Below are 25,395 nucleotides of genomic sequence, written 5' to 3' on the forward strand. Positions count from 1 at the left end.
CGTGGGGTGTCCGGTCTGCTCTCGATATTTCCTACAGGCAGAAACCCATGTAAAGGGGAAGCTGCATGCGATCGCCCTCGATGCTGAAAGGTTTGGGGATCAAAACGAGCTCCGTCCCCACGCGCTTCCCGAATTTCGCCTTGAACTTGTCGAGTGATCTGGTGCTGAAGCGATTCGACGACTTCACCTCCAACGGGCTGAGGCGAGGCTTGAGCCCTGCATTGGCGTATTCCCGGACTATGAGGAAGTCGATTTCCATGGTGTCGGCGGCTTTGGCGTCGTTGCGATGGGAGTAGAAGCGCAGCTTGTGGCCGTTGGCGCGGAGCTGTTGGGCGACGGCGTTCTCCACGAGCATCCCCTCGTTCACGCTGATCTTCCCGAACAGCACGTTGCGGTAGAGGCTGTCGAGGGTCTCCTTCCTGTCTCCGAAGGCGAGCGTCGAGAGTAGCCCCGTGTCGCCGAGATAGCATTTGAAGTTCGACCGCTCAGCCGACAGATCGAGTCCGACGTTGGGGTCGGTCACGTTGAGGCAGAGGTTCACCATGCGCGCGTCCTCGAGCCAGAAGAACGCGCCGGCGTACTCGCGGTACCGGGCTCCCGGGCGGGCCGAGGCGAGCGTGAACTTCTTCTCGTGCTTGGCAAGCTGACCCGGTACGGCGTCGAACACGGCCGTGGCGCGGGAGGCGTCCTCGCCGCCGAATTTCATGATGTCCTCCCGATAGAGGTTGAGGATGCGCCGCTTCGCCCTGTCCGCCTGCGCGAAATCGTCTGTCTCGAGGTAGGCGGCCACGGATTGCGGCATGCCTCCAACCAGCAGATACTCGCGCCACAGCTGGCTCGCCTTGCGGTGGAGGGGGCTCGGGAGCGCGCGGCCGGACTCGAACGACTCGGCTATCAGGTCGGCCAAGGCGGTGTTGCCCGTAGCCCAGAGGAATTCCTCGAAATCGAGGGGGCCAAGGTCGATCTTGTCTTCCTCGGAGGGGATAAGGATGTCCTCGACGTTCTTCTTGATCGAGATGAGCGAGCCGGTCTCCATGTAGTCGAACCGGCCGTCGGCGACGAGGTGCTTGATGTAGCTGCGGGCGATGGGAAACCGCTGCACCTCGTCGAAGATTATCAGCGATCGGCGGCGTTCAAGGCGCACGCCGTAATAGGCGAGAAGGTACTTGAAGAACGTGTCGACGTTGTCGCGGTAGTCGTTGAAGATGTCCCTTACCTCTTGCGGAGCGGTTTCGAAGTTGATGAGCAGGTACGATTCGTACTCAGCTTGGGCGAACCGCTCCGCGAGGGTGCTTTTGCCGGTGCGCCGAGCTCCCTCGATAAGGATGGCCGATTCCCCGTTTCCCTGTTTCCAGGCGAGCAGGTCGTCGTATGCCTTGCGCTTGAAAAGCATCCTTCACCTCCGCAGTGAGTGTCGATCACGAAATGGGAAGTATAGAATAAGTCAATAATCACGAAATGGGAAGTGTAAAATGCCTTCAAAATCACGAAATGGGAGGTTTGTGGGGCTTCTGTAATCACGAAATGGGAGGTTTCGTGCCCCCGCCGTCACCCCTCGCTCGCCAGGTCCAGCAGCTCTTGGCGGTTGTGGACGCCCAGCTTCACGTAGATGTTCTTGGAGTGGGTGCGCACGGTGTTCTCGGAGAGGTACAGCGTCTCGGCGATGTAGGGGCGCGACCGGCCTTTGCACAGGTACTGGAGTATCTCTACCTCGCGCTTCGACAGGCCGTGGGCGCGGCCGAGCACGGCGCAGCGCGCATCCAGGAGGTCGCCCGCCTGCCCGCCGGCCGCAGGGGTGCCGTTGAGATCGGCCAGCAGGTGCTGCACGTCGGGCGAGCGCACGGGCAGGAAGAACGTCACCATGATCACGATAAGCACGAGCACGGCGGTGGACACCACGGGATCGAGCGAGTCCAGCGCCAAAAACGACGCGGTGCAACGCCCGAGCCAGTCCGGCACCGAGTACACCAGCACGCCCAGGCAGAACACCATGAACGGCTTGAACGCGCTGTGCCGCGCCACGTTGGCCAGCGCCAGCCACAGAAACATCTTCGCGATGACCACGGCGGCCCCCGTGAACGCCTGGATGAACTGGGCCATCCCCAGCACCACCAACATGAACAGCGATACGGCCATCAGCACGTATGCGAACTTCCACACGGTGGTGAGGTCGAGCCGCCCGCGCCGCACGAACACCCACGCGTACACCACCAGGCAGAACACGAGTACGATGGCCTGCGACGCCAGGGTGTAGAGGGGTGTCGCCGCGGAGCCGAAGCTGTAGTGGCCCGTGCCGTGCTTGAGCGCCATGTTGAGGATGGACCACAGGAAGAAGAACACCGCCATGGCCGCGACGATGCGCGCGAACGGCGCGAACGAGCGGCTTGAGAACCACACGTCGTCCGAGCGCCGCGCGTCCTCGTCGTGGTGGAACACGAGCATGCCGGCCGACAGGAAGGGGAGCAGCAGCATGAGCGTCATGGTGGCCGCCTCGGGCAGCAGCGTGGTGACGGCCTTCAGCACCGCCACCAGCGCGATGGCCGCGATCAGCGCCTTGGCCACGTCGGACGTGGTGGCTGAGGCGTAGCGGCCGCTCCACCGGGCCACCATCCACGTTTGCGCCACGGCGAACGCGGCGAGCGCGGCCACCACGGCCGCCACCGGCGCCGCGCCCTCGCGCAGCGCGGAGAGGGCGAACATGGCTCCCGCGTAGAGCGCCGCCGCGGCCCAGTCGAGCACGCGGGCGCTGCGCGGCATGCCGAAGCGCCACAGAAGCGGGCAGAGCACGAGGGTTGCCGCGATGATGGCGCCCGAGCGGTTGAGCCACCAGTGGTCGAACGCGAACCCGTACGTGAGCGCGCTCACCCAGTTCGAGCATGTGTACCAGGCGCAGAACCCCACGGCCATGGCCGCGATGTCCATGCCGGCGACCGAGCGCCCGCCGACGTCCTCCTTGTTCCGCTTCGCGTCCATGCTCCATCCCTTCTCCCGGCCCGGCCATTATCGCACGAACGGGGCCCGCGCGCGACGCCAACAGGGCGCTCCCGGCGATTTCGCCCGAATCGGGCGAGGGCCCCACCAGCGTTTTTGCCCCGGTTGGGGTCTGGGCCGCCCGGTCTGTGGCGGCGTAACCTGAGCTCATCGCACAGCCCCGGCCCACAGGAGGTGTCGGGGGCGGCAACCGGATCAACGATCATAAGGAGGATTGTGATGGCGACGAGGGAACAGCTTTCCAGGAGGAACTTCATCAAGACGAGCGGCGCGGCCATGTTGGGCGCTGCGGCCATCATGGGGCTCGGCGGGTGCGCGCCCCAGGCCAAGAACGAGGCCAACGCGCAGGCGCTGTCGGTGGACCAGATAGAGTGGGACGAGGAGTTCGACGTCGTGGTGGTGGGCGCGGGCGCCGCGGGCCTTGCCACGGCGGTCGCGATGGCCACCGAGGGCGGCGACGCCACCACGCTTCTGCTGGAGAAGGGCGGCATCCCCATCGGCACCGGTAACTCGCCGGTGTGCAGCGGCTCGTTCCACATCACCGACGACCCGGATGCTTTCGCCGTGTACATGAAAGCCATGCTCGGCGGCATGACGGCCACGCCCGCCATCGTCTACGACACCTACGCGCAGGGTGCGGCCGAGAACTGGGAGTGGCTTGCCGCTCTGGGCATGAAGGAGGACGACGTCAAGGTCACGCCCCAGGGCGACGGCAAGGCCGAGTGGTTCGAGCTGGAGAACTCGGGTTCGTTCTCCAAGTGCCAGTTCAAGAAGGATAACGCTGACGACGACCGCACGCACATCAGCAAGTTCCTGAGCGCGGTGCTCGATCAGTACCCCGACCAGGTGACGCGCAAAACGAACGCCCCGCTCACCGCGCTGGTGCAGGATCCAAACACGAAGGCCGTGCTGGGCGGCGTGTACGACGACAAGGGCAAGGAGGTGTACGTCAAGGCGCGCAAGGGCGTGGTCATGACCTGCGGCGGCTTCGAGAACGACCCCGAGATGCTGCAAGACTACCTGTCCTTCGAGCGCATGCACGCGGCGGGCGCGTCCACCAACACCGGCGACGGCCACCGCATCTGCGCGAAGCTGGGCGCTAGCATGTGGCACATGAACAGCTTCGCGGGCGCGTGGTCCAACGGCATCAGCCTGGACGGGCAGAAGACCATGCCGTATCGCAGCCTGAAGAAGGCCCTCGGCATCGTCGTGGGCGTGAACGGCCGCCGTTTCTACCAGGAATGGGAAGGCACCACCATGTTCACGAAGGGCGAGGAGGGCCCGCTGTCGCTGCACTACGGCTGCCGCCACGGCCATCAGAACTTCGGCGGCGAGTGGAAGATGCTGCCCCTGCCCGACAAGCAGTGGTTCGTGTACGACTCCGAGGGCAAGCGCTTCGGCGCCTACATGGGCAAGGACGTGGCCAACAACACGCTGCAGAACCAGACCGAGAAGACCGAGATCGACCCGACGATCGACGCGGTGGCCGACGGCTACGCGCTGACGGCCGACACCATCGAGGAGCTGGCCGCGCTCATGGAGGTGCCGGCCGACGAGCTGGTGAACACCGTGAACGTGTGGAACGCCTCGTGCGCCAACGGCAAGGACGAGCAGTTCCACCGCCCGTCCGACCAGCTGGCCCCGGTGAGCACGCCGCCGTTCTATGCCATCCCGTGCATCCCCGAGGTCCTCAACACCGACGGCGGCCCGCGTCGCAACGAGAAGGCGCAGATCCTCGACGTGGACGGCGAGCCCATCCCCAACCTGTACTCGTCGGGCGAGTTCGGCTCCATCTGGGCCGCGAAGTACCAGGGCAGCGGCAACATCACCGAGTGCATGGTGTTCGGCCGCATCGCCGCCCGCGAGCTCATCGCCAAGAGCTAGCGCCCCGTCTGTCAGCCGTTCCTCCCTCCCACGACCCGTGCGCCCTCCCTCCCGCGCACGGGTCCTTTTCGCGCGCGGATAGCCGCCTTCCGGGTGCAATTGTCGACCGAAACACACGCCACAGCGCCATTTTCCGTGTGTTTCGGTCGACAATGCGGAAAGCGAAGGGAGGTATCGGCGCGGGCGAGCGCCACGCCGGCCTTCCGCCGTGCGCGAACGACCGTCGCGGGAGGTGTCGCCCGCCGGCGGCATCCTGTGCTATACTGGCGCGGGCGCTTTAGCGCAGTAAAGTAGAAAAGCGGCCGGCGGTTCCCGGGAAGGACCTGCGGCCGACGCGAGGGACGATGGGAGACACGATGAAGAAGAAGGTGCTCGCGATCGCGGCCGCTGCGGCCATGCTCGCGCTTTCCGCCGTGCTGCTGGCCGGCTGCTCCGGCGGCGACCAGCCTGCGAACTCCGGCAACGCCGGCGACGTGGACGGCTTCACTCTCACGGTGGGCTTCGACCAGGGCTATCCGCCCTACGGCTATGTGGGCGACGACGGCGAGTTCACGGGCTTCGACCTGGAGCTGGCGAAGGCCGTCTGCGAGAAGATGGGTTGGAACCTCAAGCTCGAGCCTATTGATTGGGACGCGAAGGACGCGCTCATCGGCAGCGGCGCCATCAACTGCATCTGGAACGGCTTCACCATGGAGGGCCGCGAGGACGACTACACGTTCTCCGAGCCGTATATGTACAACGAGCAGGTGGTCGTGGTAAAGAAGGACGCTGGCGCCAAGAAGCTCGAGGACCTCGCCGGTAAGATCGTGCTCACGCAGGTGGACTCGGCGGCGCTCGGGGTGCTCGAGGATCCCGAGGGGCAGGCGGAGCTCGCCGGCACGTTCAAGGAACTCCAGACCATCGGCGACTACAATAACGCGTTCATGCAGCTCGAGTCCGGCATGGTGGACGCCGTGGCGTGCGATCTGTCCATCGCAAGCTACCAGATGGCCGCCAAGCCCGACGCCTACGTGAAGCTGGGCGTGCTCGCCCCCGAGAACTACGCCGTCGGCTTCAAGAAGGGCGACACGGAACTTGCCAAGCAGGTGACCGACGCCCTCAAGCAGCTCAACGAGGAAGGCTTCGTCAAGGAGCTCTGCGCGAAGTACGAGGACCAGGGCATCACCTACGACAACTGGGTACTCTAAGGCTTCGCAGGTTGGCGTAGTAAGTCAGCGCTTCGCAGCGTCGATCCGTTCCGCCGTTCGGCAGAACGGCGGAAGGGGCACCATGGAATTCGCCACTATGATGGAGCTTTTGGGGTCGGGACTGGTGTTCACCGTCCAGATCTTCCTCATCACGCTCGTCGGCTCGCTGCCGTTGGGGGTGCTGGTGGCGTTCGGCCGCATGAGCAGGTTCAAGCCCGTCGCGCTCGTCACGAGGTTCTACATCTCGGTCATGCGCGGTACGCCGCTCATGCTGCAGCTCATGGCGCTCTCGTTCGGGCCGTACTACCTGTTCGGCTTGCAGCTGGGCAACGACTGGAAGTATTGGGCGTGCTCCATCGGCTTCATCATCAACTACGCGGCCTACTTCGGCGAGATCTACCGCGGCGGCATCCAGTCCATCCCGCGCGGGCAGTACGAGGCGGCCGAGGTGCTGGGCTACTCGCGCGCGCAGACGTTCATGAAGATCGTGCTGCCGCAGGTGGTCAAGCGCATCCTGCCGGCCATGAGCAACGAGATCATCACGCTGGTGAAGGACACTTCGCTTGCGTTCGTGCTCGGCATCATGGAGATGTTCAGCCAGGCCAAGGCCATCGCCGCCTCGCAGGTGAGCATGATCCCCTACGTGGTGGCCGGCGCGATCTACTGGGTGTTCAACTTCATCGTGGAGATCGTCCTCACCCGCATCGAGAAGCGCCTCAATTACTACCACGACTAGGAGCTGAACGCCATGACCAACCAACAGCCCGTCGTGCTCTTGGAGCACGCGCAGAAGAGCTTCGGCGGCACCCCGGTGCTCAAGGACATCTCGCTCGCGGTGCGTCCGGGCGAGGTCGTGGCCGTCATCGGGCCGTCCGGCGGCGGCAAGTCGACGCTTCTGCGCTGCTGCACGCTGCTCGAGACGCTCGACGCGGGCCGGCTCGCCTACGGCGACCTCGTGGTGGCCGAGGACGGGCCCGACGGCCGCGCCGCCTACGCGGGCAAGGCCGTGCTCAAGGAGGCCAAGACGCGCTTCGGCCTGGTGTTCCAGAACTTCAACCTGTTCCCGCACTACACGGTGCTCAAGAACGTCACCGACGCGCCCATCCACGTGCAGAAGCGCCCGAAGGACGAGGCGATGGAGAAGGCGCGCGGCCTGCTGGCGAAGATGGGCCTTTCCGAGACCGAGGACATGGTGCCCTGCGAGCTGTCGGGCGGCATGCAGCAGCGCGTGGCCATCGCCCGCGCGCTCGCCCTCGATCCCGACGTGCTATTCTTCGACGAGCCCACCAGCGCGCTCGACCCCGAGCTCACGAAGGACGTGCTCAAGGTCATCCGCGATTTGGCCGCCGAGCACATGACCATGGTGATCGTGACGCACGAGATGAGCTTCGCGCGCGACGTGGCGGATCACATCGTGTTCATGGACGGCGGCGTGATCGTGGAGGAGGGCCCCGCCGACCAGGTGATCAACCACCCCCAGCACCAACGCACCCAAGCCTTCCTGGCGAAATTCGGGGAGGACTAGCGCACAGGTTGTCATCCTTCGCTCAGGATGGCAAACGGCGCGCTCCGCTCAGACAATATGACCCGAACCGATGCACCTGCGAGTGAAAAAGAGAGAAGACCCCGAAGATACTGACGGCCTTGAAGGCTCTATCGTGGGTTATTCCCCGCTACACTTGCAGGTATCTGGCCATCGGTGCGCAAGGGCGTACCACAAGCATTGGAAGGGGTCTTCTCATGGCGCAGTATACCATCAACACCAAGTACCGCTCGATCTTCGGGATGGATGTGCACGCACGCTCCATCACCATCAAGGGCTTCGACTGCGCGACCGGGCGCACCAAGATAGCCAAGCTCGGCGGCTGCCCGGCTCCCGCCGAGGTAATCGGCTGGATGCGCGCGAACTTCGAGGAGCCCTTCTACGCCGCCTACGAGTCGGGGTGCACCGGCTTTCATCTGTGCCGGGAGCTGCGCGCACTCGGCGCCGCCTGCGACGTGATCGCCGTCTCGTCCATCGCGCGCTCGACCGACGACAAGCTGCACAAAAACGACCGGCGTGACGCCGCAAGGCTGCTCTTCGAGCTTTTGAACCCCGTCTCCACGCTCTCGGCGGTGTGGTGCCCGGATCCGGAGTGCGAGGCCGCGCGCAACCTCGCCCGGGCGCGCTTTGGCGCCGCGCGCGACGCCAAAGCCGCCAAGCAGCGCGTCACCTCGCTTTTGCTCACCCACGGCGCTATCTGGAACGAGAGGACTCCTGCGGGAAACCTCAAGGCGACCTGGACGCGCGAGTGGCGCGAGTGGCTCTCGAAGGTGCGTCTGGAAGGAACCGGGGCACAAGACGCGCTTGCCTTCCTGGTCTTGTGTGCGGACGAGGCGCAGGCGCGCCTTGCGCGCATCTCGAAGCAGACGCTTGCCCTCGCCCAGACCCCGAGGTGGAAGCCCGTGGTTGATGCGCTCTCGGCCATGAAGGGGATCGACGTGCAGAGCGCCTTTTCACTCGCAGCCGAGTACGGCGATTTCGAGCGCTTCGGCGGCGGGGGCGCCGTCGTCAAGTGGGCGGGGCTCACCCCCTGCGAGTCCTCGAGCGACGATTCGGTGAGCCGCGGGCGCATCGACAAGGCGGGGGACAACTACGTCCGGGCCGCCCTCGTCGAAGCGACCCAGACGCTCTCGCACCAAACCGAAGCCTTCAAGGCCCTGCGCAAGGATCAAAAGGTCGATCCGGGCGTGCTCGCCTGCGCGCGCAAGGCCTCGCGCCGGGTGCTCGAGCGCTTCCACCATCTCACCTGCGAGGCGAAGAAGGGCTCCAACAAGGCCAAGGTGGCAGCTGCCGCCGAGCTCGCCCGACAGGTGTGGGCCGTGGGACGTGCCGCCCAGAGGGCTCAGGCGGCCGCCAGCCAGGCGCAGGAGAGCTGACAGAGGCATCCCCCCTGGCAAGCCCGCCGTCTAAGTCCGTTCGGGAGCCCGCGCGTCATCCTTGCGCACCAAAGGTCGTGTGGCGTGCGCGTACTCAGACTAGTTTTCTCTCTCATAGGCGGATAGCCCGAACAAAGGACAATTGGAGTGCGGGCCGCATGATCTGCCGCGGTGTCCGCGGATTTAAGGTATGAGAAAGCGCCGTGTAAGAAGACGGCGCATATGCTCGGCGGGCTTTGCAGGGAGATGTTCATAGAGAAGGGCCGATCCTTATCCGACGGGAAAGGACCGGTCCTTTATTGCCTCTTGACACGGTTCGGGTCATATAAGGATGACAACCTCCGGCCTTATCGTCCCCGTTTGCTATACTAAGGTGAGCGAACAGGTGACAGAAGGAGGCCGACGTGGCGATCGACAAGGCGAAGGCGCATCTGCGCGCCCTGGGCATGGAAGACCGCGTGCTCGAGTTCGACGCGTCGAGCGCCACGGTGGAGCTAGCGGCTGCGGCAGTGGGCTGCGAGCCCGCGCGCATCGCGAAGACGCTGTCGTTCCACGTGGGCGACCGGGTGGCGCTCGTGGTGGCAGCCGGCGACGCCCGCATCGACAATCCCAAGTTCAAAGCCCAGTTCGGCTGCAAGGCGAAGATGCTCTCCGCCGACGAGGCCGAGCCCCTCATCGGCCACGCGGTCGGCGGCGTGTGCCCGTTCGGGCTCAACGACGGAGTGGACGTGTTCCTGGACGAGTCGCTGCGCCGCTTCGACGCGGTGTACCCGGCCGCCGGCAACGCGGCGAGCGCGGTGCGCCTCACCCCCGACGAGCTTGAGCGGTGCGCCGCGCCCTGCACCTGGGTGGACGTGTGCAAGGTGCTCCCATGAGCGCCGCGGAGGCGCGTCCCGGCGAAGTGACGTTCTACGTGGTGCGCCACGGCCAGACGCTGTTCAACGTCATGAACAAGGTGCAGGGCTGGTGCGACACGCCGCTCACGGCCGAGGGCGTGGCCGGGGCCGAGGCGCTCGGGCGGGGCCTCGCGGACGTGGAGTTCGCGGCCGCGTTTTCCAGCGACAGCGGCCGCGCGGTGCAGACGATGAACGCCCTCCTGGAAGCCCGCGCCCTCGCTCGCGGCGAGCTGTCCGACGATCTGGCGCGCTTCGCGTCGCTCCACGACGGCGGCGCGCGGCCCGAGGCGTTCGACACGCTGCCGTTCGTCACGGTGTTCGACCCGCGCCTGCGCGAGTGGTGCTACGGCGACTTCGAGGGCGAGTCGGGCGCGCTTCTGCATGCCGTGCTGGACTCCGGTTTCGGCGCGCCGCTCTCGTTCGAGGAGCACAACCGCCGGCTGCCCGAGGTGGCCGACGTCATCGCGGATGCCGACACCTCGGGCCGCGCGGAGCGCTTCGACGCCATCGAGGCCCGCCTGCGCAGCTTCCTTGGCGGCGTGGGCCGCGACCTTCGCGCGGAGGGCGGCGGCAACGTGCTGGTGGTGACGCACTCGTTCGTGGTGCGCACGCTCGTGTACCTGCTCGAGCCCGACCGCGTGAACGACCCGGTGAAGATCCCCAACGTGAGCGTCACGCGCATCGGCTTCGACGGCGAGGACTTCATGCTGCACGAGATAGGCTCCACGGCCTGGCGGTCATGACTTCGATTGCAGTCGAAACTTTTAGTCTGATAAGTGAAACTTTCGATTACAGTCGAAACTACTGCTTCCGTGTAGTATAGTCACGACTATAGTCGAAACTGTGAGGTGATCGCCATGATCAGCAGATCGTTGTATATGAAGCGTATTGAGCCTTTTATTGGTAAGAACATCATCAAAGTGCTTGTGGGCGTAAGGCGCTCGGGCAAATCCACGCTGCTCAAGCTTATAAAACAAGAACTTGCTCTCCGTGGTGTGTCTGAGGCGAATATGCTGACTGTCAATTTCGAATCGTCGCAATTCGCGTCCCTCATGGACGCTGAGGCGCTGATTTCATATGTGAGTGCGCACATTGATCCTGATCGCAAGCAGTATTTGTTTTTTGATGAGATTCAAGAAGTGGCTGGTTGGGAAAAAGCGCTCCGGTCGTTTATGGTCGATTTTAACGTTGACATGTACGTCACTGGGTCGAACGCCCGCCTGCTTTCAAGCGACCTGGCTACGTATATCACCGGGCGCTATGTTTGCGTGCCGGTCTTTCCCTTCTCGTTCGCCGAATGCAGGGAAGCGTATGGAAAGCTGGGTGAGCCGATTGACGAGAAGATTTCTTTCGCTCGCTTCGTCGACCAAGGAGGTTTCCCGTTTCAAGTGGATTTGGCGTTCGAGCGAGAACCAACGCTTCAATACCTCCAAGATGTGTTCTCAACGATCCTGCTCAAGGACGTCGTTCAGAAGAACGAGTTTCGCGACGCAGATCAGCTGGAGCGTATCGTGCGCTATGTTTTGCAAGAGATCGGGCATTCGTTTTCGGCCAAAAGCATTTCCGATTATTTGAAAAGCGAGCGCCGTTCGGTGTCGATTGACACTGTCTATAGTTACTTGCGCGCCGCTGAAGAGGCTTGCTTGATCTATCGTGTATCGCGTGAGGATGCGGTGGGGAAGCGAACGCTTAAGTTCAATGAAAAATACTATGTAGTCGACCAGGGTCTGCGTCAGGCTATCGGAAACCGTAATTCCGAAGCGATCGATCAAGTGCTTGAGAATATCGTGTATATGGAATTGAAGCGACGTGGGTACGATATCACTATTGGCAAGGTCGGCGAATTGGAAATCGACTTCATTGCTCGTCGAGAAGGAGAGCTTGAGTATTATCAGGTAACCTATCTGCTTGCCGACGATCGTGTCCGGGATAGGGAGTTTAGGGCTCTTGAAGGGATTCGCGACAATTATCCGAAGTATGTATTGTCGCTTGACGATTTCCCGGTCTCGAGAAATGGCGTGCAAGGGCTCAACGTCGTTTCCTGGCTGCTGGGAGAGGGCGCTTGATGCCACCCGTCACGTAGGGGAGGTGCGACGGGCGGCATAGCGCGTCAAGTTAACCAACCGCTCCTACCAGGGCATCCAGCCGATCGAGCACTGCGAGGCGCTCTTCTTGCCGGCGCCCTTGCCCTCGTGGCCGTGCTCGTGCTCGCTTGCGCCCTCGTCGGTGCCCTCACGGTCGAGCGGGTGCTTGCGCGTGCCCAGCAGCCATTCGCCTGCCATCAGCTGGAAGCCCATCGGCATGAACCGCACGGAGAGCGCGCCCACCTTGTTCACCCAGCCGGTCACGGCGCACAGCTCGCCGCGCATGAGGGCGCGGTAGACGCGGATGGCCGTCTCATCGGTGCTCATGGAGAAGTACTTCCACGCGGGCGCGCCCTCGATGCCGGCGTTCTTGGGGAAGTTCGTGCGCGTGGCGCCGGGGCAGACGGTGGTCACGCTCACGCCGGTGCCCTTCAGCTCGTAGGCGAGCGCGGTGGAGAACGACAGCACGAACACCTTCGCCGCGCCGTAGAGCGCGTTGTACGGGCAGGGGGTCTTCGCCATCATCGAGCTCATGTTGAGGATGCGGCCGTGCCCGCGCTCGAGCATGGGCTGCATGAACACGTTCGTCAGCTCGGCGAGGCTCGTGACGCTCACCTGGATCATCGCGCGGACGTCGGCCACGGAGAGCTCGTCGAAGCGGCCGGCGGGGGAGTAGCCCGCGTCGTTCACGAGGATCTCGACTTCCTTGCCGGCCTCCTGGACCTTCTTGAAGATGGTGCGGGCGGCGTCGGGGTCGGACAGATCGCAGGCCACAGGTAGCACGTCGATGTTAAGCAGGCGAAGGTCGCGGGCCTGCTTCTCGAGGGAATCCTTGTCGCGGGCCACGGTGACCAGGTCGTATCCGTCGCTTGCGAACAGCAGGCAGAGGGCCTCGCCGATGCCGCTTGTCGCACCGGTTACCAAAGCGGTTTGAGCCATGAGGGCGCTCCTTTCGGGTTAAGGGGCGCACGCGGCGCCCCGGCGTTTCCCCCGCATGATAGGAGGGGCCTCGCCGGGGCTTTCCGGGGCCTTCGCGTCCGTTGGAAAGGCGCGACCGGCCCGCCATCGGGCTGAAACCGCGCATCACGTCATCCTGAGCGGAGCGACGAAAACCGCGCATCATGTCATCCTGAGCGGAGCGGCGAAAACCGCGCATCATGTCATCCTGAGCGGAGCGGCGAAGCCGCGGAGTCGAAGGATCCCGTTTGGCGACAGCCGTGGCGCTTCCTGCTATTGACGCACGGGGTCGGCCGACTCGCCTCGCTCGCTCGAGACGATGGCATGCTCGGCGTCGTCGAGGCGGCGCATCGCCTTCGCGCCCATGGCGAGCACGGTGATGACGATCCAGCACGCCACCAGGACGTATGCCGTGGGCGACTCGCCGAAGGCCGCCACGCCGGCCGAGGTGACGAATACGGCCGCCGGCGCGGCCAGCATCACGAGGGAGTTCTGCGTGCCGAGCGCGCTGCCGCGGTCCTGCTCGGGGATGCGGTCGAGCATGAAGAATCCGAGGAGCGCCGAGGCCGGGCCCGCGCTCACGCCCAGCAGCACCGCGCCGAGCAGCATGACGGGGAGCTCCGGCAGCGTGCCGAGCACCGCGACGCCCGCCGCCATCCCGGTAAGCGAGAGCAGGTACCACGTGCGGCGCGAGAGGCGCGGCGCGAGGGCGGCGTAGCCGAGCGAGCTGATCAGGAGCCCGAGCGACATGGCCGAGAGCACGTAGCCCAGCAGCTCCGGCCGGCCGATCAGGGTGAAGTGCACCGGCAGCACAAGCCCCTGGAACGATCCCATCACCATGATGATGCCGAAGGAGAGCAGCGTGGAGGCTGTGAGCACGCCGTCGGTGCGGAAGAGCACGCGCGCGCCGGTGCGCAGGGCGCCGAACGCGGATGCGATGGCGCTGCGCTCGTCCGCTTTGCCGCCGTCGGCGCGGCGCAGGCCCTCCGCGCCCACCGAGCGCGGCACCGTGCAGGTGACTATGGCCGCAGCGAACGAGAACGCCGCCGTGAACCACAGCGACGGCACGCCGCCCATCGTGCCGATGAGGAACGCGGCGACGGCCGGCCCCACGATGGCGGTGAGCGAGTCGAGCGACTGCGTGAGACCCATGAAACGCTGCAGGTCGGCCTTGTCACGGGCGACCACGGCCGGCAGCAGGGCGTCGCGCGCCGTCATGCCGGGGATGTCGCCGATGGATCCCAGCAGGCCGAGCGCCACGAACCAGCCGAAGTTGAGCTCCCACAGCAGGTCGACGAGGGGGATGAGCGCGACGCTCGCCGCCGACACGAGGTCGGAGAGGATGGAGATGTCGCGGCGGTTGAAGCGATCGAGGGCCGCGCCGCCCACCACGCCGATGACCATCTGGGGGACGGCGCAGATGAGCGCGAGCGTGCCGGCGGCCAGCGCGTCGCCGGTGGTGGCCAAAAGGACGAGGGGCAGCGCCACGGCTGCGATGGAGTTGCCGAGGAGCGAGAGCATGCTCGAGGCGAGGAAGCGCGGCGCGATGCGGGCCGGGCGCGTGTTCGTGTGCATGGGAGGTTCCTTTCTGTTCCGTCAGAAAGGAAGTAAAAACTACGACGCAACGTCCGGGTCAAGGGGAGTGTGACGGAATTGTGGGGATGAGGTCACTTTGAGCGCGCAACAGCCTGTTGTCATCCTGAGCGAAGCGCCGTCAGGCGCGGAGTCGAAGGATCCCGCGCGGCGATAGCTGGAAGCGTCACTGCTGGCACCGCACGGGATCCTTCGACTCCGCTCCCTTCGGTCGCTGCGCTCAGAATGACAACCTGTTTTATTCGGCCTTCCGGCGGGCGAGGATGCGGGCTTTCATCTCGGCTTCCAGGCGGTCTTCCGCGTAGAGCTGGGCGGGGTTCAAGCCCTTGCGCATCAGCTCGTCGACATAGCGCTCCAGCTCGATGTCTTCCGGATTCGTCACGTCTTCCCAGTTGGCGGAGTTGAAGCAGTCGATGAGCGGGCCGATCATATCCAGCGCCTCCTCGACGAGCAGGTCCAGCTCCTCGCGCGGCGTGTCGGCGGGCAAGGCGTCGAACCGATCGCTCATCGCCTTCATCTCCCCGAACAAGCCGAGTTGGTTGATTTTCTCCATCACGCGTTCGAGCTCGGCGGTGTCGGACTCGGTGTAGAGGTGGCTCGTGATAAGCAGCGCTTCGCGCTCGCCGCTGGTGATGGCGCCTTCTTTGTAGTCGATGAGCGTCCGCACCGCTTGCGCGAACCGCACGGGCAGGTCGGGGTCGAGGCGCTCGGCTTTCAGCTGGGCGATGGTGCGGCGCTGCTCTTCCAGGCGCTCGATCTGGGCGGCCAGCTCGCGGTCGAGCTCATCGAGGGCATCGTCGGCTCCCGCCCCGGCCGAGTGGGCCGGGCTTGCGTCCATCTGCTCGATCACCTCGCCGATACGGTCGAGCGAGAACCCGAGCGACGCGAGCCGCTTCACCCGCAGCACGCGCGCGAGGTCCTCGGCACCGTAGTCGCGGTAGCCGTTCTCGCCGCGCGGCGGCTCGGGCAGCAGGCCGATAGCGTGGTAGTGGCGCAGCGTGCGCACGGTGCAGCCGGCTATCTTCGCGATCTCGCTTGACTTCATGGGGCCTCCCTACACGCGCGGCTCGCGCACCATGAGGCGCTCCACCAGGTCGAACCCGGGCGCGCCCTTGCGTTCCACCGTGCGGAAGCCGTAGTGGCCGTAGAGCCCCTCCAGCCGGTCGGCATAGCAATCGAGGAAGCAGCGCAGCCCGCGCCGGTCGGCCTCGTCCAGAAACGGCGTGAACAGGCGACGGAACGCGCCCGTGCCGCGACGGGACGCGTCCACGCCGGCCGAGATGAAGTAGATGAAGTCCTCGTCGTCTCCGGCCAGGGCCAGCGGCCAGTTCGTGTCCGAGAGCGGATCCATCGCCTCGGCGCGCGGTCCGAGGACCGCCTCCTCCTCCGGCGTGAGCATGGCGGCCATGCACCGCGCCGACTTCTCCTCCAAGCGCTCCCAGCCGCCTTCGGGCAGCTCGCTGCGCAGAAACACGTTCGCGGCCCCCGCGCGATCATCGAGCGTGAACACGCAGCCGTAAGGGGACGTCACGGCGTAGTCGGCGCGGATGACGGCCTGCGTGATGGCCAGCTTGCGCTCCTCGGAGACGCTGGGAACGTCGAGCCAGGTGGCGTACCACATCTCCTCGCGGAAGCACGCGCCCACCATGGCTGCGAGGGCGTCCAGCTCGTCGGTTTGATCGGGTCGCACGGTGATGAGGCCGGGCAGGTTCATGGGAGTTCCTTCGTCGCGGTTCGTTTTCGGTTCGCTCTCGATTCTCGCACGACTTCCCGCCGCTGTCGAGCCGCGCCGCGCACCGCCTCCATACTGCTGCCCAAGGCGCGGCCGTACTGCAATCCGGCCGCGCCGGTTTTTTCGGAGGCTAAGCGTCTTGGAACAAAGGGATTTTCCCAAGAAGGAAGTCCTCAAGGGGATAGGCATCCGATCCGACGATCAAACTGTAGGTGCCCGGATATTCTCTTACGAACTCACCGAGCCCCTTCGTGCTTTTCGCCCTGCCGCTCTTCACTTCTATCGCGGTTCGCTTGCGTCCCTGCTGGATCACGAAGTCGACTTCGGCATCGCGCTCGCGCCACCAGAATACTTCGAAGTGCTCCTTCTCCCCGCGCTGCAAAAGGTAGGCGCCCACTGCGCTTTCGACAAGATGCCCGCGCTTGTCGGGTTCGCTGAGGAGCGTCTCGCCCTGGGTTCCCGATGCGGCCACCATGAGGGAGGTGTCGTGCACGAGCATGCGCGGCGAGCTTGTTCGAGATGTCAGGATCTTGTCCGAGTATTTTTTCAGGCCGGTGAGCAGCCCCGCTGTCGAAAGGAGTTCGAGGTAATGCGCGATGGTGTCGGTGTTTCCCTGGTCGTCGAGCTGGCCGAGTATCTTGCGATAGGAGATCTCCTGCCCGGAGTACGCGGCCCCCACTTCGAACAGGGCCCTCATCAGCGCTGGTTTTCGTACGTTCTCCATTTCCAAAATGTCTTGCTCGATGGTCGGATTGATGATCGCCGCATGCAGGTAATCGAACCATCGGACGGAGTCTCCTGTCAAAGCGGCTGCGCCGGGATACCCGCCGAAAGCCAGGAAATCATCCAGCGTATAGCCGAAAGCCTGCATGCATTCCCAGAGATTCCAATGAGTGGATCGGATAACTTCGAACCTCCCCATAAGCGATTCGCTCAAACCGCTTTGCAGCATGAGAGAAGAGGAGCCGGTGACGACGACTTTGATGTTCCGGCCGTGCCTCGTGTCCTCGTCCCAAAGCGCCTTCACCCCGCTCGACCATTGAGGGATTTTCTGGACTTCGTCAAGGGAGAGGATGGCAACCCCGTGCGATTCCGCCACTTTTCGGGCATCGCCCCAGACTTCCTCGAGCTTGCGCAGGCGCCTGTCGCGCGGACGATCGAAAGCGAATTCCACAATGGGGCAATCGAAGCGGGCGAGAGCTTGCGAGGCGGCCGTCGATTTACCCGTTTGGCGCGGGCCCATCACCATTTGGATGAATCGACGCGGTTCTTCTAGCCGTTGGGCGAGGGTGTTCACGAAATCGCGTTCGAACATTGCAGGGCTCCTTTCCCGCTCGAATGGGACAAGTATAGCGCGCTTTTGCTTCAAACCTCGCAAAATGTTGAAATTGACAATTTGACAGGTAAACCTCGCAAAATGTTGAAATCGTTGTTTTGCGAGGTTTTCACGTCGCCCACGCCAACGCCGGTCGTGCAACGTTTGGTTGATTGCGCGGCAACGGCGGTGTTGCAAACGGGGACGTCTCCCTGGCGGGCAGAGCGTCATCCGGCAGAATCGTTCCAGTTCGTATCAACCATTCGGCTCGAAGGAGGCCTGTCGCGATGACTGCCAAGGATTTTCTCGACACCAACGATTTCACCAAGGACCAGCTGCTCGACATGATCGAGCTCTCGCGCGTGCTCAAGCGCTGCGTGAAGGCCGGCTACTACCCGGAGCTGCTGCGCCACCGCGCGCTCGGCATGATCTTCCAGCAGGTGTCCACCCGCACGCGCCTGTCGTTCGAGGGCGCCATGGCCGACCTCGGCGGCGACGCGCAGTTCTACGCGCCCGGCACCATCCAGCTGGGCGGGCACGAGAGCATCGAGGACTCCGCGCGCGTGATGGGGCGCCTTCTCGACGTCATCATGGCGCGCGTCGACCGCCACGAGGACCTTGTCGAGCTGGCGAAATACTCGCAGGTGCCCGTGATCAACGGCATGTCCGACTACAACCATCCCACGCAGGAGATGGGCGACCTCCTCACCATGATCGAGCACCTGCCCGAGGGCAAGCGCATCGAGAACTGCAAGACGGTGTTCGTGGGCGACGCCACCCAGGTGTGCGTGTCCGAGATGTTCATCTGCTCGAAGATGGGCATGGACTTCGTGCAGTACGGGCCCGAGGGACACCAGATCCGCGAGGACCTGCTGGCCATCGGCCGCAAGAACTGCGAGGAGTCCGGCGGCACCGTGACCGTCACCGACAACCGCGAGGAAGCGATGCGCGACGCCGACTTCGTGTACACCGACGTGTGGTACGGCCTCTACGACAAGGAGCTGTCGAAGGAAGAGCGCATGGCCATCTTCTATCCGACGTACCAGGTCACGCCCGAGCTCATGGACATGGCCGCCCCGCACGCCAAGTTCATGCACTGCCTGCCCGCCTCGCGCGGCGAGGAAGTGGTGGACGCGGTCATCGACGGCCCGAAGTCCATCTGCTGGGACGAGGCCGAGAACCGCAAGCACTCCATCCGCGGCCTGCTCGCGTGGTTCTGCCCGCAGGCGCAGGTGGACGAACAGGAAGCCGGCGACGCCCGCGACCAGCTGAACTACCTGCTGGAAGGCCTCGGCAAGCAGCCGGTGGAGTAGCAGGCGTTGAACCGTAGGGCAAGGGCTCTGCCCTTGCCGCCCAACAAGCACGACGCTGCGGGTTGGCGGCGAGGGCAGAGCCCTCGCCCTACGGGCACGTCAAGACGATAAGGAGCGAACTCATGGATGAAACCAAGCAAAAGCGCTTCCGGTTGATCGACGCCATTCTGTCGGTCATCACGGTGGTGTTCGTGGCCGAGGCGGCGGCGCCGGCTGCCGCCATCGGCAACTCCCAGTTCTTCTGGTGGATCTTCCTCATCATCGCGTTTCTGTTGCCGTACGGTCTGGTGGTGAGCGAGCTCGGCACCACCTACGACGACGAGGGCGGCCTGTACGACTGGGTGCGCCGCGCGTTCGGCGACAAATGGGGCAGCCGCGTGAGCTGGTACTACTGGATCAACTTCCCCTTGTGGATGGCGTCGCTCGCGTTCTTGTTCCCCGAGACCATCGCCATGATCACGGGCTTCGAGCTGGGGCTACTGCCGTCGCTCGCCATCGAGCTCGCGTTCATCTGGATCGTCGTGTTCCTCAGCTTCTCGAAGGTGTCGGACTCGGCGTGGATCCTCAACCTGGCGGCCGTGCTCAAAGTGGGCATCGCGCTCGTGGTGGGCGGCCTCGGCATCTGGTACGCCGTGAACTTCGGCTTCGCCAACGACATGGCGCCCGAGACGTTCCTGCCGGCGCTCGATACGAACAGCCTGACGTATCTGTCCATCATCCTGTTCAACTTCATGGGCTTTGAGGTGATCACCACCTACGCCGGCTCCATGCGCGATCCTGAGCGTGAGATCCCCAAGGCCATCATCGCCGGCGGCATCGCCATCGCGGCGCTGTACCTGTTCAGCTCGTTCGGAATCGGCGCGGCCATCCCCGTGCTCGACATCTCGCTCGACTCCGGCATCATGGACGCCGTGGGCATCATGGCGGGCTTCGGCAGCGTGCTGTTCGTCGTGGTGGCCGTGGTGTTCCTCATCACGCTGTTCGGCAACATGGTCAGCTGGTCGTTCGGCGTGAACTTCGTGGCCGAGCACGCGGCGCGCAAGAAGAACATGCCGCGCGTGTTCGCGCACGAGAGCGCCAAGAACCAGATGCCCACCGGCGCTGCTATCGTCAACGGCATCGTGGCGAGCGCGCTCGTGCTGCTGTCGCCGGTCATGGAGATGGCGGGGCTCGACGGGTTCTTCTGGATCTTCTTCAGCATGAACATCGTGTTTCTGCTGATCAGCTACATACCCATGTTCCCGGCGTTTCTGAAGCTGCGCCGTGTCGACCCGAACGCCAAGCGCGTGTTCCGCGTGCCGGGCGGCCGGGGCGTCGCGCTCGTGGTGGCGTGGCTGCCCGTGGTGCTGCTCGTGCTGGCCATCATCGCCACCATCGTGCCGCTCAACGGCTCGGAGGAGGAGATGGGCAAGATCCCCATGCTCATCGGCGTGATCGCGTTCGTCATCCTCGGCGAGATCGTGCGCGTGTGGTCGTCGCGCGGTCGCAAGGACGACTACGGCGGCATGGGAAGCCATGGCGACCCGCACGCCTTCGACATCGCGCACGGCTACGAGGAGATGCCCGAATCCGAGCGCATCGAGATCGAGGAGTCCGAGCTCATCGGCCGCGAGCCGAGGGATTTGGTGTAGACGCCCCTCTGTCATCCTGAGCGGAGGCGGCGAAGCCGCCGGAGTCGAAGGATCCCGTGCGGCGCGAGCAGTGACGTTTTCGGCTGGCGCCAAACGGGATCCTTTCCCTAAAGGGACTAGCTTCGCGTCGCGCCACCCTTCGGTCGCTCAGGATGACAAACTACGAGAAAGGACCCATCCATGGAAACCATTTACGAAGAGCAGTCCACCCCGCGCGCCGACGGCTACCGCATGCCGGGCGAGTTCGAGCCGCAGAAGCGCATCTGGATGCTGTGGCCGCACCGCCCCGACAACTGGCGTGACGGCGCGAAGCCCGCGCAGAAGGCCTACGCCAACGTGGCGCGCGCCATCGCGAAGTTCGAGCCCGTGATCATTGGCGCGAAGCCGGAGGACTACGAGGCCGCGCGCTTCGAGATGTCCGAGGACGAGAATGTCCTGGTCATCGAGATGGAGTCCGACGACGCGTGGATCCGCGACTGCGGCCCCACGTTCGTGGTGAACGACGAGGGCGACGTGCGCGCGGTGCACTGGCACTTCAACGCCTGGGGCGGGCTGTACGACGGCCTGTACTTCCCCTGGGACCAGGACGCGCTCATCGGCATGAAGGTGGCCGACCTGGCGCGCGCCGACCGCTACCGCCCCGACACGTTCGTGCTCGAGGGCGGCTCCATCCACGTGGACGGCGAGGGCACGGTCATCACCACCGAGATGTGCCTCCTGTCGCCCGGCCGCAACCCGGAGCTGACCAAGGAGGACATCGAGGGCTACCTGCGCGAGTACCTGAACGTGGAGAAAGTCATCTGGATCAAGGACGGCATCGACCCCGACGAGACGAACGGCCACATCGACGACGTGGCGTGCTTCGTGGCGCCCGGCGAGGTGGCTTGCATCTGGACCGACGACGAACAGAGCCCCTTCTACGAGGCCGCCCGCGCCGCCTACAACACGCTGTCGAACGCCACCGACGCGAAGGGCCGCCAGCTCAAGGTGCACAAGCTGGTCATGCCCAAGGAGCTCACGTTCATGACGCAGGAGGAGGTGGACGCCGTCGACGTGGTGGAGGGCACGCTGCCCCGCACGACCGAGGACTACGCCATCGCCAGCTACATGAACTTCCTCATCGTCAACGGCGGCGTCATCGTGCCGCAGTACGACGACGAGTACGACGAACGCGCCCTCGAACAGGTGCGAGAGATGTTCCCCGACCGCGAGGTCGTGGGCGTCTCCACCCGCGAGGTCGCCTACGGCGGCGGCAACATCCACTGCATCACCCAGCAGGAACCCGCCCGCGCGTAGGCGTCACCGGGCCCCGGCGCACAGCACGCCGGGGCCCGCCCGTCTCCCCGATCTTCGCTCCAAAAACACGCCTCAGCGCACGAGGCGTGTTTTTGGAGCGAAGATGCGTCCGCGACGGGGAGCGCAGCCTTCATATCGAAGCCGCGTCCCGGCTGACGAGCAGCACGAGGTCCTCGTAGCGCGCGAGGCCCGTCTTCTTGTAGATGTTGGCCAGGTGCTTCTTGAAGGTGTTCTCGGAGATGAACAGGTGCTCGGGGATGGTGGAGCGCAGCCGCCCCTCGGCGATGCAGGCCAACACGTCGCTTTCCTTCTGCGTGAGGCGGTACTTGCGCGCGATGGGGTCGGACGCGCCCGCCACCAGCTTGTCCGCGTGTCCGTGCGGCAGCTCGCGTCCGAACCGCAGGCACAGGTGCTCGTTGAGCACGGTGAGCAGCTCAACGTCCTTCGGCGTGAAATCCCCCTCCTCGCGCGAGCGGAACAGGTACACGTTCGCGTAGGGGTTGCCGTTCGACGCGATGGTCATCCCGACGGAGTAGAACAGGCCGTAGGGCTCCATCCACTTCAGCATGAACTCGGAGTTCTCGCGGAAGTCGTTGGGCACGAGGTCGGTGTCGCGGAACACGCGCGGCGACGGCTCGTCGGCGAACCAGTTGATGTAGTCGATCGATTCGTACTCGTTCTGGTACTCCTCGAGGGCCTTCCGCGGCAGGTCGATGCTGGCGTAGTCGAATGCGTCGAGCGACCCGTTCACCATGATCGAGCAGTGGTGCATGGAATGCGAGCAGCCGATGAGCTCCTTCGCCTGCTCGACGAACGCGGGCAGGAGCGCATCGAGCCTGGTCGTGTAGATGGTCTTCACGATCTCATTCAGGCGGGCCCACTCGGATGCGGCGATGGCGTCGAACATGGCGGCTCTTTTCTCGGTGATCTAATCTACTTCGATCGGAGTAGCAGTATAAATCATACATCCGCGTAATGGTAGGAAGTAGCAGGCGCGCTCTATAGTCTCACCACGTTGAAAGCCTTGGACGCTATCGAAGAGAGGTGGGAGTATGGACGATGTGGCAGCAGTGCCGAAGAAAAAGAAGATCAGGCTTCTTCCGGTGATCTTCCTCATGTACATGTTCATATCGGGAGGAAGCTGGGGTCTTGAGGACATGATCGGCGGGGCGGGGCCGGGCATCTCGCTGATCATCCTGTTGATCCTCCCGGTCATCTGGGCCTATCCCTACGGGCTCATCTGCACGGAGCTCGGCGCGAAGTACACCGAGGAATCCGGCTTCTACGGCTGGGTGAGGCGCGCGCTGGGCAAGTTCCCCGCGTTCGTGTCCGGGTGGTCGATGACGTTGGCGAACTTCGTCGACACGGCCGTGTACCTGGTGCTCTCCATCGAGTATCTGAACGCCGCGCTCAACATCGCGTTCGGCATCATGCTGACGCCCGAGCAGCGCTGGCTCTTGGGCCTGGTGTTCGTCGTGGCGTTCTGCATCCTCAACCTGCGCGGCATCGAGGCGCTCACGTTCTCGTCCACTATCTCGGCCATCATGATCCTGCTGCCGTTCGTGCTCACGGTGATCTTCGCCATCCCGCAGATGACGCACAATCCCTTCGTGCCCGTCTTCGCCAATGCCGACGCCGGCCTGCCCGGCGAGCTGGGCGACATCAACACGGCGCTCATGATAGGACTGTGGATGTTCATGGGCTATGAGTCCATCCACTCGTTCAGCGACGAGGTGGAGGGCGCCGGCCCGCTCATCTCGAAGGCGTTCATGTGGGCCGTGCCCATCGCCGCCATCACCTACATCCTGCCCACGTTCATGGGCCTCGCCGTGACGGGCAACTGGCAGGACTGGTCGTCGTCGGGCCCCATCAGCTTCGTCGAGATGGGCTTCCTCGTGGGCGGCAACTTCCTCATGGTGCTGTTCCTGGTGGCCGGGTTCATCGGCAACCTGGGGCTCTACGGCAGCTACGTGGGCTTCGGCGCGCGCGTCGCGGCCGACATGGCCGAGGACAAGCTGTTCTTCAAGGGTTTCGAGAAGGTGAGCAAGAAGTACAACACGCCCTACGTCGCCATCATCGCGGTGGCCGTCATCACCGGCATCCTGAGCTACGGATCGTTCGCCGATCTCATCATCATCGACGTGATCCTGCTGCTCGTGCCTATCGTCTTGATCCTCCTGAGCGGCATCGTGCTGCGCTTCCGCGACGCCGGCCGCGACTGGGGCGACGCGTTCCGCCTCAAGCTGGGCAACAAGGCGTTCGCCGCGCTGGGGGCGGTGCCCATCCTGCTGGCCCTCTACGCCATCGTCACGACCGACCTCGTGAGCCTGGCGGCCGGAGGCGCGTGCATCCTGGTGGGCTGCGCGATGTACTTCGTGTTCCCCAAGATGTTCAAGGACAAGGCCCCTTCGGAGGAGTGACGGAACGGCCCCCATACGAAAGCTGAAGCGAAAGAAAGGAACGACCGATGACCGACCGCACGAAGAATTTCATGGACTGCTGGGACTACTCGACCGACGAGCTGCTCGATATGGTGGACCTCATCCGCCAGCTCAAGGATGCGGCGCGCAAGCGCCAGGTGCCGAAGCTTTTGGCCGACCAGTCGCTCGCGATGATCTTCAACGGCAACTCCACCCGCACCCGCGTCTCGTTCGAGGTGGCGACGCAGCAGCTCGGCGGATTCGCACTCTACCTCACCGGCGGCGAGCACGGCGAGCTCCACCTGGGCAAGCGCGAGACCGTGGGCGACACGGCGCGCGTGGTGTCCAGCATGGTGGAGGGCGTCGCCATCCGCTGGCAGGACCTCGCCGAGATAGGCGAGTTCGCCGCGAACTGTTCGGTGCCGGTGTTCAACATGATGGACTACATGCACCACCCCACGCAGACCCTCTGCGACCTCACCACCATCATCGAGAACCTTCCCGAGGGCAAAGAGCTCAAAGACGTCAAGCTAGCATTCATCGGCACCGACGACCTCAACGAGTCGAGCGCAGGCGACCTGGCGAAGCTCCTGCCGCGCTTCGGGGCCACCGTGGCGCTCGGCACGCCCGAGGGCCATGCGTTCGACGAGGAGTACAACGTGAACGAGCCCGCCAACACGCCCGAGCTTCTGGAGCTCACGCGTCGCCAGCGCGCCCAAGCCTGCGAGGAGGGCGGCGGGCGCATCATCGAGACGCACGACCCCGCCGAGGCCGTGCGGGACGCCGACTTCGTGTACACCGGCTGCTTCTGCTACGAGGGCATGGAGTCCGAAAGCGAGTTCGAATACTTCCAGCGCGCGTTCGTGGAGAAGGGCTTCCAGGTGAGCGAGGAGCTGCTGGCGCACTGCCCGGGCGCGAAGACCATGCATTACCTGCCGGCGCTGCGCGGCAAGGAGATGACCGACTACGCCATGGACTTCGAGGGCTCGCTTCTGTGGAAGCAGGCCGAGAACCGGCTGCACACCCAGCGCGGGCTTCTGGCCTACCTCATGGGCGACGTCGACGGTTACGCGCCCGTCTACGGCACCGACGGGGAGCAGGCGATCGTCGACGCCATCAAGGCGATGCGCAAGCGCCACGGCTCCGACTACACCCACTGCTAACCGGCTTTGTTTCG

21 protein-coding genes are annotated in these 25,395 nt (G+C 64.5%); 13 read left to right on the forward strand and 8 right to left on the reverse strand.

The window, feature by feature from the left end:
• Positions 1-31: 31 nt before the first annotated feature.
• Positions 32-1,393, reverse strand: coding sequence for an ATP-binding protein (locus tag FX134_RS12105; RefSeq protein ID WP_080802320.1), 1,362 nt, complete (start codon positions 1,391-1,393; stop codon positions 32-34).
• Positions 1,394-1,548: 155 nt separating this feature from the next.
• Positions 1,549-2,973: a helix-turn-helix transcriptional regulator gene (locus FX134_RS12110; RefSeq protein ID WP_080802322.1), complete on the reverse strand. Its 1,425-nt coding sequence runs from the start codon at positions 2,971-2,973 to the stop codon at positions 1,549-1,551.
• A gap of 237 nt (positions 2,974-3,210) precedes the next feature.
• Between FX134_RS12110 and FX134_RS12115 the strand changes: the two genes are divergently transcribed.
• The 8 genes from FX134_RS12115 to FX134_RS12150 all read left to right on the forward strand — a co-directional run bounded on the left by FX134_RS12115 (position 3,211) and on the right by FX134_RS12150 (position 11,943).
• Entirely contained in the window at positions 3,211-4,875 is a 1,665-nt protein-coding gene (locus tag FX134_RS12115; protein WP_080802325.1) for an FAD-binding protein, read from the forward strand.
• Positions 4,876-5,231: 356 nt separating this feature from the next.
• On the forward strand, positions 5,232-6,062 hold the full coding sequence (locus FX134_RS12120) for a transporter substrate-binding domain-containing protein (RefSeq protein WP_080804042.1): 831 nt from the start codon (positions 5,232-5,234) through the stop codon (positions 6,060-6,062).
• Positions 6,063-6,144: 82 nt separating this feature from the next.
• Positions 6,145-6,798, forward strand: coding sequence for an amino acid ABC transporter permease (locus tag FX134_RS12125; protein WP_080802330.1), 654 nt, complete (start codon positions 6,145-6,147; stop codon positions 6,796-6,798).
• Positions 6,799-6,810: 12 nt separating this feature from the next.
• On the forward strand, positions 6,811-7,587 hold the full coding sequence (locus FX134_RS12130; protein ID WP_080802332.1) for an amino acid ABC transporter ATP-binding protein: 777 nt from the start codon (positions 6,811-6,813) through the stop codon (positions 7,585-7,587).
• A 215-nt stretch (positions 7,588-7,802) separates the two neighbouring features.
• Complete coding sequence (locus tag FX134_RS12135) at positions 7,803-8,981, forward strand: IS110 family RNA-guided transposase (RefSeq protein ID WP_080798323.1); 1,179 nt, start codon at positions 7,803-7,805, stop codon at positions 8,979-8,981.
• A 404-nt stretch (positions 8,982-9,385) separates the two neighbouring features.
• Positions 9,386-9,856: a YbaK/EbsC family protein gene (locus FX134_RS12140; protein ID WP_080802334.1), complete on the forward strand. Its 471-nt coding sequence runs from the start codon at positions 9,386-9,388 to the stop codon at positions 9,854-9,856.
• The gene (locus FX134_RS12145) at positions 9,853-10,620 is read left to right on the forward strand and encodes a histidine phosphatase family protein (protein ID WP_080802335.1); all 768 of its coding nucleotides are present in this window, start codon (positions 9,853-9,855) and stop codon (positions 10,618-10,620) included. Before FX134_RS12140 ends, FX134_RS12145 begins: the two co-directional genes overlap by 4 nt.
• 114 nt (positions 10,621-10,734) lie before the next feature.
• The gene (locus tag FX134_RS12150; protein WP_080804044.1) at positions 10,735-11,943 is read left to right on the forward strand and encodes an ATP-binding protein; all 1,209 of its coding nucleotides are present in this window, start codon (positions 10,735-10,737) and stop codon (positions 11,941-11,943) included.
• Positions 11,944-12,006: 63 nt separating this feature from the next.
• On the opposite strand, the gene FX134_RS12155 is transcribed toward FX134_RS12150, so the two are convergent.
• The 5 genes from FX134_RS12155 to FX134_RS12175 all read right to left on the reverse strand — a co-directional run bounded on the left by FX134_RS12155 (position 12,007) and on the right by FX134_RS12175 (position 17,558).
• A complete protein-coding gene (locus FX134_RS12155; protein WP_080802338.1) occupies positions 12,007-12,900 on the reverse strand; it encodes an SDR family NAD(P)-dependent oxidoreductase in 894 nt (297 codons plus the stop codon).
• Positions 12,901-13,191: 291 nt separating this feature from the next.
• Positions 13,192-14,493 carry an MFS transporter gene (locus FX134_RS12160; RefSeq protein ID WP_080802341.1) on the reverse strand — a complete coding sequence of 434 codons (1,302 nt, stop codon included), beginning with the start codon at positions 14,491-14,493 and terminating at the stop codon, positions 13,192-13,194.
• 256 nt (positions 14,494-14,749) lie between these two features.
• The gene (locus FX134_RS12165) at positions 14,750-15,556 is read right to left on the reverse strand and encodes a MerR family transcriptional regulator (RefSeq protein WP_080802344.1); all 807 of its coding nucleotides are present in this window, start codon (positions 15,554-15,556) and stop codon (positions 14,750-14,752) included.
• Positions 15,557-15,565: 9 nt separating this feature from the next.
• Positions 15,566-16,225 carry a GNAT family N-acetyltransferase gene (locus FX134_RS12170; protein ID WP_080802347.1) on the reverse strand — a complete coding sequence of 220 codons (660 nt, stop codon included), beginning with the start codon at positions 16,223-16,225 and terminating at the stop codon, positions 15,566-15,568.
• Positions 16,226-16,373: 148 nt separating this feature from the next.
• Complete coding sequence (locus tag FX134_RS12175) at positions 16,374-17,558, reverse strand: ATP-binding protein (protein WP_080802350.1); 1,185 nt, start codon at positions 17,556-17,558, stop codon at positions 16,374-16,376.
• A gap of 287 nt (positions 17,559-17,845) precedes the next feature.
• On the opposite strand from FX134_RS12175, the gene ptcA reads away from it, so the two are divergent.
• The 3 genes from ptcA to aguA all read left to right on the forward strand — a co-directional run bounded on the left by ptcA (position 17,846) and on the right by aguA (position 21,798).
• On the forward strand, positions 17,846-18,871 hold the full coding sequence (gene ptcA / locus FX134_RS12180; RefSeq protein WP_080802352.1) for a putrescine carbamoyltransferase: 1,026 nt from the start codon (positions 17,846-17,848) through the stop codon (positions 18,869-18,871).
• A gap of 122 nt (positions 18,872-18,993) precedes the next feature.
• A complete protein-coding gene (locus FX134_RS12185) occupies positions 18,994-20,502 on the forward strand; it encodes an APC family permease (RefSeq protein ID WP_080802354.1) in 1,509 nt (502 codons plus the stop codon).
• A gap of 180 nt (positions 20,503-20,682) precedes the next feature.
• Complete coding sequence (aguA, locus tag FX134_RS12190; RefSeq protein ID WP_080802357.1) at positions 20,683-21,798, forward strand: agmatine deiminase; 1,116 nt, start codon at positions 20,683-20,685, stop codon at positions 21,796-21,798.
• A 130-nt stretch (positions 21,799-21,928) separates the two neighbouring features.
• Here aguA and FX134_RS12195 read toward each other — a convergent pair whose 3' ends face one another.
• Positions 21,929-22,705: a helix-turn-helix transcriptional regulator gene (locus tag FX134_RS12195; protein WP_080802359.1), complete on the reverse strand. Its 777-nt coding sequence runs from the start codon at positions 22,703-22,705 to the stop codon at positions 21,929-21,931.
• 145 nt (positions 22,706-22,850) lie between these two features.
• Here FX134_RS12195 and FX134_RS12200 point away from each other — a divergent pair, with 145 nt between their 5' ends.
• Both FX134_RS12200 and FX134_RS12205 read left to right on the forward strand, forming a co-directional pair.
• Entirely contained in the window at positions 22,851-24,218 is a 1,368-nt protein-coding gene (locus FX134_RS12200) for an APC family permease (protein ID WP_080802362.1), read from the forward strand.
• A 47-nt stretch (positions 24,219-24,265) separates the two neighbouring features.
• A complete protein-coding gene (locus tag FX134_RS12205; protein WP_080802363.1) occupies positions 24,266-25,381 on the forward strand; it encodes an ornithine carbamoyltransferase in 1,116 nt (371 codons plus the stop codon).
• The last annotated feature ends 14 nt before the right edge of the window (positions 25,382-25,395 follow it).

It is taken from the genome of Arabiibacter massiliensis (genome assembly GCF_902386925.1).
GTDB classification, from domain to species: Bacteria; Actinomycetota; Coriobacteriia; order Coriobacteriales; family Eggerthellaceae; genus Arabiibacter; species Arabiibacter massiliensis.

Excerpts from the sequence above, each read along its gene's own strand:
- aguA (WP_080802357.1), top strand. The coding sequence starts at position 20,683 with ATGGAAACCATTTACGAAGAGCAGTCCACCCCGCGCGCCGACGGCTAC.
- FX134_RS12130 (WP_080802332.1), top strand. The coding sequence starts at position 6,811 with ATGACCAACCAACAGCCCGTCGTGCTCTTGGAGCACGCGCAGAAGAGC.
- FX134_RS12175 (WP_080802350.1), bottom strand. The coding sequence starts at position 17,558 with ATGTTCGAACGCGATTTCGTGAACACCCTCGCCCAACGGCTAGAAGAA.
- ptcA (WP_080802352.1), top strand. The coding sequence starts at position 17,846 with ATGACTGCCAAGGATTTTCTCGACACCAACGATTTCACCAAGGACCAG.
- FX134_RS12150 (WP_080804044.1), top strand. The coding sequence starts at position 10,735 with ATGATCAGCAGATCGTTGTATATGAAGCGTATTGAGCCTTTTATTGGT.
- FX134_RS12165 (WP_080802344.1), bottom strand. The coding sequence starts at position 15,556 with ATGAAGTCAAGCGAGATCGCGAAGATAGCCGGCTGCACCGTGCGCACG.
- FX134_RS12145 (WP_080802335.1), top strand. The coding sequence starts at position 9,853 with ATGAGCGCCGCGGAGGCGCGTCCCGGCGAAGTGACGTTCTACGTGGTG.
- FX134_RS12105 (WP_080802320.1), bottom strand. The coding sequence starts at position 1,393 with ATGCTTTTCAAGCGCAAGGCATACGACGACCTGCTCGCCTGGAAACAG.
- FX134_RS12205 (WP_080802363.1), top strand. The coding sequence starts at position 24,266 with ATGACCGACCGCACGAAGAATTTCATGGACTGCTGGGACTACTCGACC.
- FX134_RS12185 (WP_080802354.1), top strand. The coding sequence starts at position 18,994 with ATGGATGAAACCAAGCAAAAGCGCTTCCGGTTGATCGACGCCATTCTG.
- FX134_RS12135 (WP_080798323.1), top strand. The coding sequence starts at position 7,803 with ATGGCGCAGTATACCATCAACACCAAGTACCGCTCGATCTTCGGGATG.
- FX134_RS12160 (WP_080802341.1), bottom strand. The coding sequence starts at position 14,493 with ATGCACACGAACACGCGCCCGGCCCGCATCGCGCCGCGCTTCCTCGCC.
- FX134_RS12125 (WP_080802330.1), top strand. The coding sequence starts at position 6,145 with ATGGAATTCGCCACTATGATGGAGCTTTTGGGGTCGGGACTGGTGTTC.
- FX134_RS12120 (WP_080804042.1), top strand. The coding sequence starts at position 5,232 with ATGAAGAAGAAGGTGCTCGCGATCGCGGCCGCTGCGGCCATGCTCGCG.
- FX134_RS12115 (WP_080802325.1), top strand. The coding sequence starts at position 3,211 with ATGGCGACGAGGGAACAGCTTTCCAGGAGGAACTTCATCAAGACGAGC.
- FX134_RS12155 (WP_080802338.1), bottom strand. The coding sequence starts at position 12,900 with ATGGCTCAAACCGCTTTGGTAACCGGTGCGACAAGCGGCATCGGCGAG.
- FX134_RS12170 (WP_080802347.1), bottom strand. The coding sequence starts at position 16,225 with ATGAACCTGCCCGGCCTCATCACCGTGCGACCCGATCAAACCGACGAG.
- FX134_RS12195 (WP_080802359.1), bottom strand. The coding sequence starts at position 22,705 with ATGTTCGACGCCATCGCCGCATCCGAGTGGGCCCGCCTGAATGAGATC.
- FX134_RS12110 (WP_080802322.1), bottom strand. The coding sequence starts at position 2,973 with ATGGACGCGAAGCGGAACAAGGAGGACGTCGGCGGGCGCTCGGTCGCC.
- FX134_RS12200 (WP_080802362.1), top strand. The coding sequence starts at position 22,851 with ATGGACGATGTGGCAGCAGTGCCGAAGAAAAAGAAGATCAGGCTTCTT.